Here is a 17,658-nt window from a genome sequence, read left to right as displayed (position 1 = left end):
CACCACGGACGCGCCACAGAAAGGCCCTGCCATGAAGCCCGGGATCCACCCCGCCTACGAACCGGTCGTCTTCCGCGACTCCGCCTCCGGCACCGCGTTCCTCACCCGCTCCACCATGACCGGTGACAAGACGATCGAATGGGAGGACGGCCGGACCTACCCGGTGGTCGACGTGGAGATCTCCTCCGCCAGCCACCCCTTCTACACGGGCACCGCGCGCGTCCTCGACACCGCCGGCCGCGTCGAGAAGTTCCAGCGCCGCTACGGTGCCCGCTGATGCCCCACGCCCACCGCCTCCCCGTCGCCGTCGTCGCGGGCCTGCACGCCGAGGCCCGGACCGAGGTCGTCGACCGCCTCCTGAAGGCCGTCCCCGGCAGCGTGGCCCTGCACCACGACCTGACGGCGGCACCCGACGGCGGCGTCCTGCGGCTGATCCGCGACGCGGACGGAGTCCTCTCGCGGGAGGAGACCTCCCTGGTCGACGACTGCGCCTGCTGCGCCCTGCGCGAGGACCTCGTCCCCGAGCTGGAGCGACTGGCCGACGGGGGCCTGACCCGGCTCGCCGTGGTCGAGCTGTGGGACTCGGTCGAGCCGAAGGCCATGGCGGAGGTCATCGCCGCCCACGGCGCGGACCGCCTGACCCTGACGAACGTGATCACCGCCGTCGACCCCGCCCTCGTCCTGCCGTACCTCGCCAACGGCGACGACCTGGCCGAGGCCGGCCTGGCGGCGGCCGCCACCGACCGGCGGACCGTGGGCGACACCTGGGCCCGGCAGCTGGAGTACGCCCCCGTCCTCGCCGTCGTCGACAACGACGAGGCCGACGACGAGGACCGCGCCCTCCTGGCGCAGCTGCACCCCACCGCGCGGCGGGTGCCGGCGGACTCCGCCGACCTCGCCCGGGCCGCCCTCGCGGGCTTCGACGTCGACGCCGCGGCCGCCGCCCAGCACCCCGCGTGCGCGCTGCTGCCCCAGGAGGCGGACGAGGCAGGCGTCACCACCTTCGTCTGGCGCCGCCACCGCCCGTTCCACCCGGAACGGCTCTACGAGGCGCTGGAGGACCTGTGCTGCGCCGCCGCCCGCAGCCGGGGCCGGTTCTGGCTCGCCGACCGCCCCGACACCCTGCTCGCCTGGGACGCGGCCGGCGGCGCGCTCTGCGTGGAGAGCGCCGGCCCCTGGCTGGCGTCCCTGCCGGACGCGGCCTGGGAGCTGGTCCCGGCCGTACGCCGTGCGGCGGCGGCGCTGGACTGGCACCCCGAGCACGGCGACTGCTGCCAGCACCTGGTCTTCACCTCGCCCGGCCTCGACCGCGACGGCCTGGAACGGCTCCTCGACTCCTGCCTCCTGACGGACGCGGAGTACGCGGCGGGGCCCGAGGCCTGGAAGCACCTGCCCGCGGCCTTCGACTCCCTCCTCGACGCCGCCTGACACCCACCCGTACGCCGGCACGGTCACGGTCACGGTCCGCCGCGGCCGGCCGTGACCGGCCTTCCCGCAAGGAGACCCCGACATGGCCCGACGCCACGAACCCCGCAAGCCCGCCGCGTCCCGGCCCAACCCGCTCGACGCGGCCGGCATCACGTACATCGACTACAAGGACACCGACCTGCTCCGGAAGTTCGTCTCCGACCGCGGCAAGATCCGCAGCCGCCGCGTCACCCGCGTCACCGCCCAGCAGCAGCGCGCCCTCGCCGCCGCCGTCAAGAACGCCCGCGAGATGGCCCTCCTGCCGTACGCCGGCCGCTGACCGGCGCCCGCTGACCCGTGCCCTCCGGCCCCGGTGCCCTCCGGCCCCGGGGCCGGAGGGCGGGGCGGGTCAGTCCACCGTGAGCACGACCTTGCCGCGGGTGTGTCCGTCGCGGACGAGGAGGTGGGCCTCCGCGGCCTTCTCCAGGGGGAGGACGGCGGCCAGTTCGACGCGGAGGAGCCCCTTCTCGGCCAGGTCGGTGAGCCGGGTCAGGTCCTCGCGGTCCGGGCGCGCGAACACGTAGCCGCCGCCCAGCGCGACGGCCTGCGGATCGGCCACCGAGACCAGCCGTCCGCCGGGGGCGAGCAGGGCGGGGGAGTCCCGCAGGGCGCGGCGTCCCGCGGCGTCCAGCACCGCGTCGACGCCGTCGGGCGCCAGGGCCCGCACGTTCCCGGTGAGGTTCCGGCGGTAGGCGACCGGTTCGGCGCCCAGGGAGCGGAGGAAGTCGTGGTTGTGCTCGCTCGCCGTGCCGATGACGCGGGCGCCGAGCGCGACGGCGATCTGGACGGCGAACACGCCGACGCCCCCCGCCGCCGCGTGCACCAGTACCGTCTCCCCGGCCGTGACCCGCAGCCGGTGCACCAGGCTCTGGTACGCGGCGATCCCGGCCAGCGGCAGGGCGGCCGCCTCCGCCCACGACAGCGAGGCGGGCTTGGGGGCGAGCGCCCGCACGGGCGCCGTCACCGTCTCCGCGCAGGTGCCGCGGCCGAGCACGTCCGGCCAGAGGAAGCCCATGACCTCGTCACCGGGGGCGTACTCGGTGACGCCCGGCGCGGCCTCGATCACCTCGCCGGCCAGGTCCAGGCCGGGGACGACGGGGAAGAGGGTGTCCATGAGGGGGGCGAGCAGCCCCTCCCGGGCCTTCCAGTCGATGGGGTTGACCCCCGCCGCGCGCACGCGGACGCGGACGCGGTCCGGTCCGAGCGGCTGCTCCGGCAGCTCTCCGTACTCCAGGACGTCCGTTCCGCCGAAGCGGTGGAAGTGGACCGCTTTCATATGCCCCTCCGTCTGCGGGCCTGACCGAGCGCGGCCCTCCGGCCGCCTTCCCCCAGCGTGCGGGGGCGCCCTGAGCACGGTCTTGAGGAAGTCTTGAAGGCCGGACGGGGCGGGGAGGGCAGGAGAGGGGAGGGCGGGGGAGGGGCCGGAGACGGGTGCGGGGCGGGGCGCCGGAGCTCAGTGCGCCTCGGGCGGGATGACGCACTCCATGAGGAGTTCGACGCGCTGCTCCTCCAGTCCGGGGCGCAGGCGCTTGTCCCGGGCGAGCAGGACCATGCCGTGCAGGGCGCCCCAGATGAACTCGGCCGTCAGCTCCACGTCCCGCTTCCCGGGCAGGGCCGCCACGGCCGAGATCACCTCGGCGAAGGTCTCGACGAGGGCCGGCGGGGTGTCCTCGGAGGCGAAGGACAGCGGCGACGACAGCTCGAACATGGCGCTGTAGAGGGCCGGTTCGGTCCGGGCGAGGTCGAGGTAGGCGTCGACGACGTGACGCAGCGCGGCGGCCGGTTCGGCGGTGCGGGTGCGGGCCTTGCGCAGGATGCCGGACAGCCGCTCGAAGCCCTGGAGGGCGACGGCGCTGATGATCGCCTCCCTGCCCTGGTAGTGGCTGTAGAGCACGGGCTGGCTGTACTCGATCTCCTCGGCGATCCGGCGGGTGGTCACCGCGCCCCATCCCTCGGCTTCGGCAAGGGTGCGGGCCGCGTCCAGGATCAGCTGGCTGCGCCTCCTGAACTCCCGCTCACGGCGTTCCTGAATCGACATGACCCCAGGGTAACCAGCTCCGACGCGCCCGCAATCCCCTCTTCGGTCATCATTAAGAAATCTATCATTGACAGCAAAGCTGCTTGAGACTGATCTTCTGTCTGTGTAAACCTTGGCTCGCGCCGGGCTCGAACCGCCCCGGCCCCACCCGACTCCCCGCAGAGGAGCGGATGTTCTACCGCATGGGAGGAAAGGTGTCCGACCGCCCGCACACGCCCCCGCGCCGCACGGGGCTCGCCTGGACCATGGCCGTCACGTCGCTGGCCGGTTTCATGGCCTCGCTCGACATCCTCATCGTCGTCACCGCGCTGCCGGCGATCCGCCAGGACCTCGGCGGAGGCATCGAGGAGCTGGAGTGGACCGTCAACTCCTACACCCTCACCTTCGCCGTCCTGCTCCTGCTCGGCGCCGCCCTCGGCGACCGCTTCGGAAGGCGCCGCGTCTTCGTCGCCTCCGTCGTCCTCTTCAGCGCCGCCTCCCTCGCGGCGGCCCTCAGCGGCACCACCGGCGAGCTGATCGCGGCCCGCGCCGCCCAGGGCGTCGGCGCCGCGATGATGGCGCCGCTGACCCTCACCCTGCTCACCGCGGCCGTCCCCAAGGAGCGCCGGGGCCTCGCCTTCGGCCTGTGGGGAGCGGCCAACGGCCTCGCCCTGGCCATCGGCCCCCTGGCGGGCGGCCTCATCGTCGAGGGCCTGTCTTGGACGTGGATCTTCTGGATCAACGTGCCGCTGGGAGCCGTCCTCGCCTTCCTCGCCCGCACCAGGCTGGCCGAGAGCCGCGGTGACACCGGCCGGCTCGACGTCGTCGGCACGGTGCTCGCCAGCGCCGGCCTCCTCGGCGTGGTCTGGGCCGTCATCGAGGGCAACGCCGAGGGCTGGACCTCGGTCACCACCCTGCTCCGGCTCGGCGCCGGAGCCGTCCTGCTCGCCGCCTTCCTCGGCTGGGAACTCAGGGCGCCCGCGCCGATGCTGAGGCTCGGCGTCTTCCGCGACCGCTCCTTCGGCCTCGTCAACGCCGCGAGCCTGCTGATGTTCACCGGCCTCTACGGCTCGCTCTTCCTGCTGACCCAGTACCTCCAGATCGCCCTCGGTCACGACGCGCTGGAGGCCGGCCTGCGCACCCTGCCGCTCTCCGCCATGCCCGTCGTCGTCGCCCCCCTCGCCGGGGCGCTCTCCGACCGGTTCGGCAGCCGCCCGGTCGTCCTGGCCGGCATGGTCTGCCAGACCGCGGGACTCGGACTGCTCGCCCTGACCGCGGGACCGGAAGGCCCGTACTCCGCCCTCGTCGTGCCGCTGGTCCTCACCGGCACGGGCATGGCGCTGTTCTTCTCACCGGTGGCCAGCCTCGTCATGAGCCGGGTCCCCGAACGCGAACAGGGCGTCGCCTCCGGCACCAACAACGCCCTGCGGCAGCTGGGCGGGGTCCTCGGCGTCGCCCTCCTGGGCGCCGTCTTCGCCGCCCGCGGCGGCTACGCCACACCGCGCGCCTTCACCGACGGCCTCACCCCCGCGCTCTGGACCGGCACCGCCTTCCTCGCCCTGGCCGCCGTCCTCGTCGCGGCGATCCCGCGCCGCCCCGGCCCCGTACCGGACGGACCGGAACGCCCCGGCGCCGCCCCGGCCGCCGCCGATCCCGCCGCCGACGCGCTCAACGAGCGCACCGTGCGGCGCCTGTTCGACGAAGTGCTCAACGGCCGGGACCTCTCCGCCGTCGACGACCTCTACCACCCCGACGTCGTCGACCACTCTCCCTACCCCGGCGCGCCCGCCGGCCGGGACGGCGTACGGCACAGCATCCGCAAGGTCCTGGCCTCGTACGACGCCCCCGCCTACCGGCTCGACGCCCTGGAGGCCCGGGACGGGGAGGTCCGGGTGACCGTCCACTTCCAGGGCCGCTCGCTGCGCCGCGTCCCCGGACGCGGCCCGAAGAACGCCACGCTCCACACCGTCCAGCGCCTCACCTTCCGCCTCGCCGGCGGACTGATCACCGAACGCCTCGCCGAACGGCCCGTGCGCTGCCCCGACCCCGCCGCGTGCCCGGCTCCCGCGTCCGCCACCACACCCCAGGAGGTCTGATCCCATGAGCGAGAACCGACACGCCATCGTCGCGGGCGGCGGCATCGGCGGCATGGCCGCCGCCCTGGCCCTCAACCGGGCCGGCCTCCGCGTCACCGTGCTCGAACGCGCCGGCGAACTCCGCGTCGGCGGCGCGGGACTGCACCTGTGGACCAACGCCATGCTCGCCCTGGAGAGCCTCGGCGTCGTCGACGACGTCCTCCGCGTCGCCCCCGTGCAGCGGTTCTGCGAGTTCCGCACCTGGCGGGGCGACCGGCTGGGCTCCTGGCCGGTGGGGGAGTTCGCCGACCGGTACGGGCAGCCCACCGTCGCCATCGCCCGCAGCGCCCTGCACGACGCCCTGCGCGGCGGCCTCACCGACACCACCGTCCGCACCGGCACCGCCGTCACCGGCTTCCGGCAGGACGGCGACGGCGTCACCGTCGACCTCTCCGACGGCGACGCCCTCCACGGCGACCTGCTCGTCGGCGCCGACGGCATCGGCTCCGCCGTCCGCGCCTCCCTCATCGGCCGCACCGCCCCGCAGTACGCCGGGTGCGTCGCCTGGCGCGGCATCGCCGAGGTCGGCCCGGAGACCGTCCCGGCCGGCTCGTTCTGCTCGATGTTCGGCCGGGGCACCCGCTTCGTCTACTACGACATCGCCCCCGGCCGGGTGCACTGGATGAGCGTGGAGAACGGCCCCGCGGGCGGCTCCGACGCCCCCGGCGTCCTCGACCGGATAGCCGACCGCCACCGCGGCTGGCACGGCCCGGTCGAGGCGCTCCTCGCCGCCACCGACGAGGCCACCGTCATCCGCACCGACGTCGTCGACCGCGCCCCCGACCCGCGCTGGGGCCAGGGCCTGGTCACCCTCCTCGGCGACGCCGCCCACCCCATGTCGTTCAACGTCGGCCAGGGAGCCTGCCAGGCCATCGAGGACGCCGCCGTCCTCGCCGAGCACCTGGCCGCCTCCCCCGACACGGCCGCCGCCCTCGCCGCGTACGAGGAGGAGCGCAAGCCGCGCACGGCCTCGATGCAGCGGGCCGCCCGGGTCCTCGGCCGGCTCGGCTCCTGGTCCCACCCGGCGGCCGTCCGCACCCGGCAGCTGATCATGCGCGTCGGCTGGGACCGGGGCGCCTTCAAGAGCGTCGAGGCCGACGCCCGCTACGGCACCCGCTGGCGCACCTCCGTACCGCAGTCCTGACCCGGACCGGCCCGCCGCGTGCCGGCCGCGCCGAAACCACCCACCGAAGGGGAAACCCACGTGTTCACAGCACTCGGCAGATTCACGCACCGACGTGCGAAGGCCCTCCTCGCAGCCGCGGGCGTGCTCCTGGTCCTCGGCGCCGTCTGGGGGACCGGCGTCTTCGGCGCGCTGACCTCCGGCGGCTTCCAGAGCGCGGACACCGAGTCGGCGCGCGCGGCCGCCCGGGTGGAGGAGACCTTCGGGCGGCAGGCCGCCGACGTCATCGTCCTCTACTCCAGCGAGAAGCTCACCGTCGACGACCCCGCCTACCGCACGGCCGTCACCGGCTCCCTGGACACGGCGGCCGAGGGCACCCCGCTCGCCCGCACCGTCACCTACTGGACCACCCGGTCCGCCGCCCTGGTCTCCGACGACGAACGCTCCACCTACGCCGTCCTGACCCTGGCCGAAAAGGACGAGGACGCCCGCACCGAGGCCTTCCCGGCCCTGCGCGACGCCCTGGAGAAGGCCGTCGCCGGGACGGGCCTCGACGTCCGCTTCGGCGGCCAGACGGCCGTCAGCCAGGAACTCGGCGACCAGGTCGGCAGCGACATCGGACGGGCCGAGGCCCTCTCCATGCCGATCCTGCTCCTGCTGCTGCTCTTCGTCTTCGGCAGCGCCGTCGCCGCCTCCATGCCCCTGCTGGTCGGCGTCGTGGCGGTGCTGGGCTCCTTCGCCGTGCTGCGGGCCTTCAGCCTCGCCACGGACGTCTCCGTCTTCTCCGTCAACATCGTCACCATGCTCGGCCTCGGGCTGGCCATCGACTACTCGCTGTTCCTCATCAGCCGGTTCCGGGAGGAGCTCCGCGCCGGCCGCTCCGTCCCCGACGCGGTCGAACGGACCGTCTCCACCGCCGGCCGGACCGTCGCCTTCTCCGGCCTCGTCGTCGGCATCTCCCTCGCCGGTCTCATGGTCTTCCCGCAGGTCTTCCTGCGCTCCATGGGCATGGGCGGCCTCGCCGCCGTCCTCATGGCCGTCGTCACCTCGCTCACCGTGCTGCCCGCCGTCCTCAGCCTGCTCGGACACCGCATCGACTCCGGCCGGGTCCGCCTCGGCCGGCGCCGCGACACGCCCGTCCCCCTCCGCGCCGGGGTGACCGGCACGGTGGCCGGAGCGGCGCAGGGCGGCTGGTACAGGCTCGCCCGCAGCGTCATGAAGCGCCCCGGCCTCTACCTGGTGCTCACCGTCGCCGCCCTCGTCCTCCTCGGACTGCCCTTCCGCAACGTCGTGTTCGGCTCCGTGGACGAGCGGGCGCTGCCCTCCACCTCGACGAGCCGCGAGGTCAGCGAGGTCCTCGACGCGCGGTTCCCGGCCAACGAGGCCGAAGCGGTGGTGGTCTCCGTCCGCGGCGCCGACCCCGCGGGCCTGGAGGGCTACGTCCAGCGCCTCGGCGAGGTGCCCGGTGCCGACAGCGCGGCGGTCGGCGCCGCGCGCGGTGCCGACGCCGAGATCCTCGTCCGCCACGAACTGGACCCGAACTCCACCGAGGCCCGTGAACTGGTCGACGACATCAGGGCCGTGGAAGCGCCCGGCGCCGCCGACGTCCTCGTCGGCGGCCGCAGCGCCCAGCTCGTCGACCAGCTCGACGACGTGGCCACGATGCTGCCGTGGATGTTCGGCTTCATCGGCGCCGTCACCCTCGTCGCCCTCTTCCTGGCCTTTGGATCCGTCCTCCTGCCCCTCAAGGCGCTGCTCACCAACGCCCTGTCCCTGACGGCCTCGTTCGGGGCGATCGTGTGGATCTTCCAGTACGGCCACCTGGCCGACTGGCTCGGCTTCACCGCGACCGGCACCGTCGACGCCAACCAGCCCGTGCTGATCTTCGCGATCGCCTTCGGACTCTCCATGGACTACGAGGTGTTCCTGCTCAGCCGGGTCCGCGAGGAGTGGGACCGGACCCACGACAACACCGAGTCGGTCGCCACCGGCCTCCAGCGCACCGGATCCATCATCACCAGCGCGGCCCTCCTCCTGATCGTGGTCGTCGCCGCGTTCGCCACCTCCGGCATCACCTTCATCAAGATGATCGGCGTCGGACTCACCATCGCCATCGCCGTCGACGCCCTGGTGGTCCGCTCGCTGCTCGTCCCGGCGGCCATGCGCCTCTTCGGGGCCGCCAACTGGTGGGCCCCCGCTCCGCTGGCCCGGTTCTGGCAGCGCTACGGTCACCGGGAGGAGCCGCCCGCGGCGACGCCGGGCGCACGGGGCCCGGCCGACGGAGCCGTCCCCCGGGAGACCGCGGGACGGAACTGACCCGTACGCGCCGGGAACAACCAGGACCGCCACGCAGGGGACGTCGGCGGTAGCGCATGATCGGTGGACGGCACCCGCGCAACCGGGGCCGCCCACCGGCATGCTCCCGGCGGACAGCACCACAGCACCACAGCACCACAGCACGAAGGAGGGTGCGGCCCCGAACCGGCAACGGCGCCGGAGGACGGGCCGCACCCTTCGTCGACATCATTCATGGGGGATATGAGAATGAGGGCAGAATTCCAAGTCCTGGGTCCGGTCTCGCTGTTGATCGGCGAACGGCAGATCGACCTCGGACCCGCGCGTCAACGGAGCTTCCTGACGGCCCTGCTGATGGAACCGAGGCAGCCCGTCACCATCGACACGCTGATCGACCGGGTGTGGGGCGGATCGCCCCCGGCCGGTGCCCGGAACGTCGTCTACACGTACATCGCCCGGCTCCGCCGGATCCTCGCCGGCCAGACCTACGACGGCGGCCAGCCCGTCCACATCATGCGGAACCCGGCCGGCTACTTCCTCGACATCGCGCCCGAGCAGGTGGACCTGCACCGCTTCCGCGGTCTCCTGTCCCAGGCGCGGGCCCTGCCCCCGAACAGCCCCCGGCGGTGCCAGGTCCTCAACGAGGCACTCCAGTTGTGGAAGGGCGACCCGCTCACCGGCGTCGACGACGAATGGGCGCTGCGGATGCGCCAGGGACTCCGGCAGCTCAAGAACGACGCCCTCGTCGAATGGGCGCAGGCCGAACGGCAGGCGGGCCGCGGCATCACCGTCATCGCCGAACTCCGCCACGCCCTCCTCCACGACCCCCTCGCCGAACTGCTCCACGAACAGCTCATCCGCAGCCTGTACGCCTCCGGGCAGCAGGCCGAAGCGCTCCGGCACTACGAGCGGGCCCGCCTCCTCATCGCCGAGGAGCTCGGCACCGACCCCGCCCCCCGGCTCCAGGAACTGCACACCCAGATCCTGACCGGGACGCTCCCGGACGACACCGCGCCCCCCGCCGGGGCCGCGATCGCCCCGCCCGCACCCGCGCCCGCCTCCGCGTCCGAGCCGGCGCCGGCACCCGCGCCCGCGCAGGCGTCGCGGATCCCCTGCATGCTCCCGCGCGACGTCCCCGCCCCCGTCGGCAGGCGGACCGAGACCGAGGCGGTCCGCGCGGCGCTGGCACCGGAGGCCTCCGGGCGGGTCGTCCTCGTCGGCAGCCCCGGCATCGGGAAGACCGCCCTGGCCGTGCACATCGCCCACCGCATGGCCGCCGTCTACCCGGACGGCCAGCTCTACCTGGACCTCCAGGGCAGCACCGGCGAACCCCTCCGCACCGAGACCGCGCTCTCCCTGCTGCTGCGCCAGCTCGGCGTGGCACACGACCCCGACGAGAACCCGAGCGCCCTCGTCCACGAGTACCGGAGCGGACTGCACGGCAGACGCGTGCTCGTCGTGCTGGACGACGCGGAGTCCGAGAGACAGATCCAGCCGCTCCTGCCCGCCGAACGGCACTGCGGCGTCCTGGTGGCCACCCGCCGGCCCTCCCTCCGCCCCGTCAACGCGGACGTCGTGCCCGTCCCGCGCCTGGACCCCGCGGCCGGCCTCGCCCTGCTGGAGAACCTGATCGGACCGGACCGGACCCGCGACGAACCCGACCGGGCCCGCCGGCTCGTCGACATGTGCGAGGGCCACCCCCTCATCCTCCGCGCCCTCGCCAACCGGCTGCTGGCCCGCCCCCACACCTCCCTGGCGCGCCTCGTCCGGCGCATCGAGGCCGGCGAGCAGAACCTGGAGACCCTCAGCTACGGCTCCCTCGACATCTGCGAACGGCTGACCTCCGCCTACCGGCAGCTCCCCCGCCCGGCCGCCCGGCTGCTCCTGGCGCTGAGCGACGCCCCGGCCGTCATCCGGCCGGACTCGACCGGAGCGCACTCCGGCGTGCCGGGCGCCCCCACGGACCACGAGGAACTGCTCGACGTGCTGGTGGAGGCCGGTTTCCTCGACGTGCACGACGCCGGCGGACCGGGCGGCCCCGCCTACCGCCTGACCGGCGTGCGGCGGGTCTTCGTCCGCCGCGTACGGCACCTGCGCGAGACCGCGGAGCAGCGGCGGGGAGACCTCCCCGAGGAGCGGTGACCGCCGCGCCCCGCCCCTGAAGGAAGGCCCGGGCGGGCAGGGTTCCCCCTGCCCGCCCGGGCCTTCCCGGTTCCGTTTCGATCGTGTTGGGAATCCGTCGCCCGCTTCAAGAAGGGATAAGGGTTTCGTCCACCCGCGGCCGCCAGAGTGAAGGACGTGCCGGGAACTCCTCACCGCCCGGCCCCCCTTACTCCCCAGGCCAAGAAAGGCGGCCGACCGATGTCAGCGACGCTGGCCATGTTCCCCGGACAGGGATCCCAACGACCGGGAATGGCGCGCCACCTGCTGGAGCGGTACCCCCGCAGCGCGGGCAGGTTCCTGTACGAGGCCGGTGAACTGCTGGACCTGCCGCTCGCCGAGCTCTGCACCACCGGATCCGCGGCCGAGCTGTCCCGCACCGAGCTCACCCAGCCCGCCGTGCTCGCCGTCTCCCTCGCCGTCCACGAGGCGCTCCGGAAGGAACACGGCTTCGTCCCCGACGCGGTCGCCGGCCACAGCCTCGGCGAGTACGCCGCGCTGGTGGCCGCCGAGGTCCTGGACGCGGGCGACGCCCTCCGGCTCGTCCGCCGCAGGGCGCAGCTCATGGCCGAGGCCGGACGCGCGACGCCGGGCGGCATGACCGCCGTCATCGGCCTCGACGCCGCCCGGGTGGAGGCGCTCTGCGCCGACCCCGGTCTGTCCGCGCCGGTCGAGGTGGCGAACTACAACGACGCCTCCCAGACCGTCGTCGCCGGAGAGCGTGAGGCCGTCGCCGCGGTGGCGCGCAGGGCCGCGGAGGCCGGCGCGGAGCGGGTCGTACCGCTGCCCGTCAGCGCGCCCTTCCACAGCTCGCTCATGCGGGCCGTGGAGCCGCTGCTCGCCGCCGAGCTGGCGGACGTCGCCTTCCGCCGGCCCGTCCGCCCCGTCCTCAGCTCGGTCACCGGCCGTCCGCTCTCCTCGGGGGAGGAGGCCCGCCTGCTGCTGGCCCGCCAGCCGGCCGCCCCGGTGCGCTGGGTGGACGTCCTGCGCACCGCGGAGGCCGCGGGCACGCGCACCTACGTCGAGGTCGGCCCGGGCCGTGTGCTCTGCGGCTTCGTCCGCGGCACCCTCCCCGGCGCCACCGCCCGCAGCACCCACGACTCCCGGCAGATCGAGGCACTCGCCCGGTCGCTCGAAAGCGTCCCGGCGCTCCCCGTGCCCGCCTGATCCGTCCGGCTCGCACCGCTCCGTCCCCGTGCGCCCGCACGGGGCGAACCACACACGAAACGAGGCCGTTCCATGACCACTGCCGTCGACATCCTCGCCGCCGTCCAGGAGGCCGTCGCCGACGCCCTCGGCATCGAGGAGTCCGAGGTCCAGGCCGAGGCGACCCTCCTCGGCGACCTCGGCGCGGAGTCCATCGACCTGCTCGACATCCTCTTCCGCATCGAGCGGATCACCGGCGTCAAGGTGACCGTCGCGGACATCGGCGAGCTGCTCCAGGGCGGCATACCCGACGAGGAGTTCGGCGACGAGAACGAGGTCGTCAACGACACCGGGCTGACCCACCTGGAGAAGGTGCTGCCGCAGTTCGACCGCTCCCAGCTGGACGCCCCGCTGACCGCGGACGGCGTGCTCGGGCTGTTCACCGTGCAGAACCTGATCGACCTGCTGCGCTCGCGCGCCGCCGACCGTGCTGCCTGACGTCCGCGTCGGCACGGACCTCGTCGACGTGGAGCGGCTGCGGCGGCTCCTCGTCGGCGGCCCCGAGGTGGCGGCGAGGATCTTCACCGACCGGGAGCTCGCCTACTGCGCGGCCCGCCCCCGCCGGTCGGAGGAGCACCTCGCCGCCCGCTTCGCCGCCAAGGAGGCGGTCATGAAGGCGCTCGGCACCGGGGCGGCCGGAATGGACTGGACGGACGTGGAAGTGGTCAACGACCGCTCCGGCCGGCCCCGGCTGAACCTGCGCGGCCGCGCCGCCCTGGCCGCCGGGAACCGCCGCGTACGGCGCACCGACGTGAGCCTGTCGCACACGGCGGAGCTGGCCGTCGCCCACGTCGTGCTCGTCTGCGCCGCCCCTGAGACGGACCCCGAGACGGCCCCCGGGACGAGCCCCGTACCGGACCCCGAGACGACCCCCGGGACGGCCCCCGTCCCGGACCCCGGCACCGGCCCCGGTGCCCACCGGCTACCGAGAGAGCGATCCGGATGAACTTCGAGAACCGAGCGGCCCTGGTGACCGGTGGCGGTCGCGGCATCGGCAGGGCGATCGCGCTCGCCCTCGCCGCCCAGGGCGCCGCCGTCGCCGTCAACTACCGGGCCGGCAAGGACGAGGCCCTGGCCCTGGTCGGGGAGATCGAGGAGAGCGGCGGGCGGGCGGTGGCCCTCCAGGCCGACGTCTCGGACCCCGCGCAGGCCACGGCGCTCGTGGCCGAGGCCACCGAGGCCCTCGGCGGACTCCACGTCCTGATCAACAACGCCGGCATCACGCGCAACGGCCTCCTCTGGGACATGCCGGCGGACGGCTGGGACCACGTCATGCGGGTGAACTTCGGCGGCGCCTACCACTGCACCCGGGCCGTGGCCGAGCAGTTCATGCGGCAGGGGGAGGGCGCGATCGTCAACCTCTCCTCCGTCATGGGCGAGCGCGGCTGGCCCGGCCAGTCCAACTACGCGGCCTCCAAGGGGGCCCTGAACGCCTTCACCCGCAGCACCGCGATCGAACTCGCCCGCTTCGGCGTGCGGGTCAACGCGGTGATCGCCGGCATCGTCCCCACCGGACTCGTCGACGACGTGCTGGCCCAGCACGGCGGCGCCGGCATGCGCAAGCAGATCCCGCTCCGCCGCTTCGCCACGGCCGAGCAGGTCGCGGCCGGCGTCCTCTTCCTGGCCGGCCCCGACGCCTCGTACGTCACCGGCGAGCTGATGCACATCGACGGCGGGCTCACCGCCCAGCTCGGCATGGGCCACCCCTGACCACCTCCCACCCGTTGCTCCGGAGAGGAGCGGTTCCGTGCGGTTCCACCTCATCGATCGCATCGATTCCTGGACGCCCCACCAGCACATCACGGCCCGGAAGGTCACCTCGGTCCACGAGGACCTGTGGCAGCGGACGCCGGACGGCCCCCGGCTGCCGCTCGGGCTGTCCCTCGAAGCCCTGTGCCAGGCGGGGACCTGGCTGATCATGCTCAGCACCGACCACCGCAGCCGCGCCGCGCTCCTGACCGTGGGCGAGGTCGTCGGCGGCGCCCCGGTCCGGCCGGGCGACGTCCTGCGGATGGAGGCCCACGTCGTCTCGTCCAGCGGGGAGGCCGCCGTCGTCGACGGGCGGGTCACCAGCGGCGGACGCACGGTCCTGGAAGCCCGCGGCATCATGTGCGCGCTCATCGACGCCGAGGAGCTCGACGACCCCGAGGACACGCGGCGCATGGCGCGGATGCTCCTCGGCGACAAGGCCCCGGCCGCACCCGTGGGAGCCGCCCTGTGAACCGGCAGCCCGTGAACCGGCGCCGCGTGGTCCTCACCGGCGCCGGCGCCGTCACCCCGCTGGGCAACGACGCCCCCTCGACCTGGGACGGCCTCAGCGCCGGCCGGTCCGGCGTCGACCGCTTCCGGCTCTTCGACCCGACCGGGTTCCCCGTGCGCATCGCGGGCCAGGTCCGCGGCTTCGACGCCCGCACGGCCCTCCCCGCGCAGCTGAGGCCCGGCCGCTTCTCCCGCGCCGGCCGGTTCGGCATCGCGGCCGGCCTCGAAGCCCTGAGGGACGCGGGCCTCGGCACGGAATCCGGCGACGGCTACGGCCCGCACGGTCCCGAGGCGCGCGGCATCGCCCTCGGCGCCAGCGTGGGCCGCCCCGAACTGCGGCAGCTGACCGACATCGGCGCCCTGCGCGCGGAGACCGGACGCCCGGACGCCTTCCTGCCCCGCCGGCCCACGGACGTCCTGCGGGACGACCAGAACCTCCCCCTCAGCGCCCTGGCCCAGGTCATGGACGCCCACGGGCCCGCCATCGGGGTGAGCACCGCCTGCTCCGGCTCCGCCCACGCGATCGGCGAGGCGTTCCGCTGCCTCCAGGAGGGCGACGCCACCCTGATGCTCGCCGGCGGCCACGACTCGCTCACCAGCTGGTGCGACATCCTCGGCTTCAGCCTGCTCGGCGCCATGACCGAGGAGTACAACGACGCGCCCGAACGGGCCTCCCGGCCCTTCGACGCCGACCGCTCCGGTTTCGTCATCGGCGAGGGCGCCGTGGTGTTCGTGCTGGAGGAACTGGAGGCGGCACGCGCCCGCGGCGCCCGGATCCTCGGCGAGGTCCTCGGCTACGCGAGCACCATGAACGCCTGGCGCATCACCGACTCCCCGCCCGACGGCGCGGGGGCCGCCGAGGCGATGGCCGGTGCCCTGCACGAGGCCGGGCTCGCCCCCGAGGACGTCCAGTACGTCGTCGCCCACGGGACGAGCACGTACGGCAACGACCTGTCGGAGACGAACGCCATCAAGAGCGTCTTCGGCGACCACGCCCACCGGCTCCTGGTCAGCTCGCCCAAGTCGATGGCCGGCCACCTCACGGCCGCCGGAGCCGCGCTGAACGCGCTCGCCGCCCTCGGCGCGATCCGCACCGGAGTCGTACCGCCCACCCTCAACCTCGACACCCCCGACCGGAAGCTCGACCTGGACTACGTGCCGCACGTCGCCCGGCCCGCGCGCGTCACGACCGCCGTGGTCAACGCGTTCGCGTTCGGCGGCAGCAACACGAGCCTGGTGGTCGGCGCGTTCAGGGAGGACACATGATCCCGTCCGACACCCGGCCGGCGCCCCGCGCCGCCTCCCCGCTCGCCGGCTTCGACCGGCTGCTGGAGCACGCGCCCGGCGCCGGGGCCACCGCCGTCCGGAACATCCCGAACACCCTCCAGGTGTTCACCACCCACTTCCCCCGCAAGCCCGTCCTGCCGGGCGTGCTGGCGCTGGAGAGCCTGGCCGCCCTGGCCGCCGTCGTGTGCGACCCGGACGCGCCGGAGCGCTGGACGACGTCCGGTGCCTCCGGCGTCCGGTTCCGGCACTTCGTCACCGCGGGCGACGAGCTGGAACTGCGGGTGCGGCTCGTGGAACGGGCCGGCGGCACCGCCCGGTTCACCGCCGAGGCCCGGGTCGGCGACCGCGTGGTCGTCGGCGTGCGCACGCTCGCCCTGACCGTCGTGGAGGAGACATGAGCACCCTGAGCGCCGCGGCCGGCCCGCGCCGCGTCGTCGTCACCGGGATCGGCCTCCTGACCGCCCTCGGCGAGGGCGTGGACGCCACCTGGAAGGCCCTCCTGGCCGGCGAGAGCGCCGTCCGCCCCCTCACCGGCTACGACCCGTCGCCGCTCCGCACCCGGCTCGGCGTGCAGATCACCGGCTTCGAACCCGGCTCCCGCATCCCCCGGCGCACCCTGCGCATGCTGTGCCGGGGGGACCAGCTCGCGCTGGTCGGCGCCCAGCTCGCCGCCGCCGACGCGGGCCTGGACGGCACCGGGGACCTGGAGGGCTACCGGAGCGGCCTCTTCCTCGGCAGCAACAAGGACATGCCCGACATGGACGGGCTCATCGCCGGAGTGGACGAGGTCCGCACCGAGAGCGGCGAGCCCGACCTGGCCCGCCTCGGCCGCGAGGCGTCCTCGCTGCTCGCCCCGCTCTTCTTCCTCGAAGGGCTCCAGCCCGCCGCCGCGTTCCACATCTCGCAGCGGTACGGCATCCGCGGCGCCAACGACTACTTCTCGGGAACGGCCGACGCCTCGGCCACCGCCGTCGGACGCGGCTTCCGCGCCGTCCGGCGCGGAGAGTGCGACGTCGTCCTGGCCGGCGGCTACGACGAACCGACCTCCTGGTGGAGCATGTCCAAGATGGACTCCCTCGGGGTCCTGACCGACCGCAACGACCTCGGCGCGGAGGCCTGCCGGCCCTTCGACCGGGACCACAGCGGCTCCGTGTTCGGCGAGGGCGCCGCGATCCTCGTCCTGGAGGAACGCGAACGGGCCCTCGCGCGCGGCGCCCGCGTCTACGCGGAGATCGACGGCTTCGGCGCCGGCATGGACTGCGTACGGCCCCCGGGCACCCACCCGCGCGCCCGCGGCCTCGCCCGGGCCATCCGCCACGCGGTCCGGGACGCCGGCCGGCCGGCCGCCACCGACTACGTCGCCGCGCACGGCTGCGCCACCCCGCAGGGCGACCGCAGCGAGGCCCTGGCGCTGCGGGACGCGCTCGCCGCCGACGCGGCCGGCGCCCAGATCAGCAGCGTGAAGCCGCAGACGGGGCACCTCGTCGGCGCCGCCGGCGCGCTCAACGCGGCCGTCGCCGCCCTCGCCCTGCACAGCGGCACCGTCCCCGCCACCCTCAACCACCACAAGCCCGCACCGGGGTGCGACCTGGACTGGGTGCCCGGCGCGCCGCGCGCGTCCGCGCCCCGCACCGCCCTGGCACTGGCCCGGGGCCTGGAAGGCCAAGCGGCCGCGTTGTCGCTCCGCACGGGGCGAGAGAGGAGCTGAC

17 protein-coding genes are annotated in these 17,658 nt (G+C 74.6%); 15 read left to right on the top strand and 2 right to left on the bottom strand.

All coding sequences use genetic code 11. The features are described 5' to 3' along the window. Window positions 1–31 precede the first annotated feature (31 nt). The 3 genes from ACFW6A_RS05240 (at window position 32) to rpsR (ending at window position 1,747) form a co-directional block, all read left to right on the top strand. Window positions 32–277 carry a type B 50S ribosomal protein L31 gene (locus ACFW6A_RS05240; RefSeq protein ID WP_351854740.1) on the top strand — a complete coding sequence of 82 codons (246 nt, stop codon included), beginning with the start codon at window positions 32–34 and terminating at the stop codon, window positions 275–277. Further along, the gene (locus ACFW6A_RS05235; protein ID WP_386638760.1) at window positions 277–1,428 is read left to right on the top strand and encodes a CobW family GTP-binding protein; all 1,152 of its coding nucleotides are present in this window, start codon (window positions 277–279) and stop codon (window positions 1,426–1,428) included. Before ACFW6A_RS05240 ends, ACFW6A_RS05235 begins: the two co-directional genes overlap by 1 nt. 82 nt (window positions 1,429–1,510) lie before the next feature. After that, window positions 1,511–1,747 (top strand): 30S ribosomal protein S18, encoded by a 237-nt coding sequence (rpsR, locus tag ACFW6A_RS05230; RefSeq protein WP_386638758.1) that lies wholly within the window; start codon window positions 1,511–1,513, stop codon window positions 1,745–1,747. Window positions 1,748–1,816: 69 nt separating this feature from the next. Here the strand turns inward: rpsR and ACFW6A_RS05225 are convergent, their stop codons facing one another. Together ACFW6A_RS05225 and ACFW6A_RS05220 are read right to left on the bottom strand one after the other, a co-directional pair. Then, on the bottom strand, window positions 1,817–2,743 hold the full coding sequence (locus tag ACFW6A_RS05225; protein WP_351856116.1) for an NADP-dependent oxidoreductase: 927 nt from the start codon (window positions 2,741–2,743) through the stop codon (window positions 1,817–1,819). A 177-nt stretch (window positions 2,744–2,920) separates the two neighbouring features. Continuing rightward, a complete protein-coding gene (locus tag ACFW6A_RS05220) occupies window positions 2,921–3,505 on the bottom strand; it encodes a TetR/AcrR family transcriptional regulator (RefSeq protein ID WP_386485807.1) in 585 nt (194 codons plus the stop codon). A gap of 182 nt (window positions 3,506–3,687) precedes the next feature. Between ACFW6A_RS05220 and ACFW6A_RS05215 the strand changes: the two genes are divergently transcribed. The 12 genes from ACFW6A_RS05215 to ACFW6A_RS05160 all read left to right on the top strand — a co-directional run bounded on the left by ACFW6A_RS05215 (window position 3,688) and on the right by ACFW6A_RS05160 (window position 17,657). After that, window positions 3,688–5,580 carry a DHA2 family efflux MFS transporter permease subunit gene (locus ACFW6A_RS05215; RefSeq protein ID WP_386638755.1) on the top strand — a complete coding sequence of 631 codons (1,893 nt, stop codon included), beginning with the start codon at window positions 3,688–3,690 and terminating at the stop codon, window positions 5,578–5,580. 4 nt (window positions 5,581–5,584) lie between these two features. Further along, window positions 5,585–6,763 (top strand): FAD-dependent monooxygenase, encoded by a 1,179-nt coding sequence (locus ACFW6A_RS05210; protein WP_351856108.1) that lies wholly within the window; start codon window positions 5,585–5,587, stop codon window positions 6,761–6,763. Between the two features lie 60 nt (window positions 6,764–6,823). Continuing rightward, on the top strand, window positions 6,824–9,058 hold the full coding sequence (locus ACFW6A_RS05205; protein ID WP_386638752.1) for an MMPL family transporter: 2,235 nt from the start codon (window positions 6,824–6,826) through the stop codon (window positions 9,056–9,058). Between the two features lie 228 nt (window positions 9,059–9,286). Next, entirely contained in the window at window positions 9,287–11,179 is a 1,893-nt protein-coding gene (locus ACFW6A_RS05200; RefSeq protein ID WP_386638749.1) for a BTAD domain-containing putative transcriptional regulator, read from the top strand. Window positions 11,180–11,398: 219 nt separating this feature from the next. Continuing rightward, window positions 11,399–12,364 carry an ACP S-malonyltransferase gene (gene fabD / locus ACFW6A_RS05195; RefSeq protein ID WP_386638746.1) on the top strand — a complete coding sequence of 322 codons (966 nt, stop codon included), beginning with the start codon at window positions 11,399–11,401 and terminating at the stop codon, window positions 12,362–12,364. A gap of 72 nt (window positions 12,365–12,436) precedes the next feature. Continuing rightward, window positions 12,437–12,841, top strand: a complete 405-nt coding sequence (locus ACFW6A_RS05190; RefSeq protein WP_351856096.1) for a phosphopantetheine-binding protein — start codon at window positions 12,437–12,439, stop codon at window positions 12,839–12,841. Then, on the top strand, window positions 12,831–13,349 hold the full coding sequence (gene acpS, locus ACFW6A_RS05185) for a holo-ACP synthase (protein WP_386638743.1): 519 nt from the start codon (window positions 12,831–12,833) through the stop codon (window positions 13,347–13,349). Before ACFW6A_RS05190 ends, acpS begins: the two co-directional genes overlap by 11 nt. Then, window positions 13,346–14,113 carry an SDR family NAD(P)-dependent oxidoreductase gene (locus ACFW6A_RS05180; RefSeq protein ID WP_351856090.1) on the top strand — a complete coding sequence of 256 codons (768 nt, stop codon included), beginning with the start codon at window positions 13,346–13,348 and terminating at the stop codon, window positions 14,111–14,113. Before acpS ends, ACFW6A_RS05180 begins: the two co-directional genes overlap by 4 nt. 37 nt (window positions 14,114–14,150) lie before the next feature. Continuing rightward, window positions 14,151–14,624 (top strand): 3-hydroxylacyl-ACP dehydratase, encoded by a 474-nt coding sequence (locus tag ACFW6A_RS05175; RefSeq protein WP_351856087.1) that lies wholly within the window; start codon window positions 14,151–14,153, stop codon window positions 14,622–14,624. Next, on the top strand, window positions 14,621–15,928 hold the full coding sequence (locus ACFW6A_RS05170) for a beta-ketoacyl-[acyl-carrier-protein] synthase family protein (RefSeq protein WP_351856084.1): 1,308 nt from the start codon (window positions 14,621–14,623) through the stop codon (window positions 15,926–15,928). Before ACFW6A_RS05175 ends, ACFW6A_RS05170 begins: the two co-directional genes overlap by 4 nt. Next, window positions 15,925–16,347, top strand: coding sequence for a hydroxymyristoyl-ACP dehydratase (locus ACFW6A_RS05165; protein ID WP_351856082.1), 423 nt, complete (start codon window positions 15,925–15,927; stop codon window positions 16,345–16,347). The genes ACFW6A_RS05170 and ACFW6A_RS05165 overlap by 4 nt, the downstream gene beginning before the upstream one ends. Then, a complete protein-coding gene (locus ACFW6A_RS05160; RefSeq protein WP_386638740.1) occupies window positions 16,344–17,657 on the top strand; it encodes a beta-ketoacyl-[acyl-carrier-protein] synthase family protein in 1,314 nt (437 codons plus the stop codon). Before ACFW6A_RS05165 ends, ACFW6A_RS05160 begins: the two co-directional genes overlap by 4 nt. Window position 17,658 lies beyond the last annotated feature (1 nt).

Origin of the sequence: Streptomyces sp. NPDC058758, from assembly GCF_042746075.1 — a bacterium.
Taxonomy (GTDB): domain Bacteria; phylum Actinomycetota; class Actinomycetes; order Streptomycetales; family Streptomycetaceae; genus Streptomyces.
The sequence above is the reverse complement of the archived record's forward strand: the minus strand, read 5'-3'. Positions and strand labels throughout refer to the sequence as shown.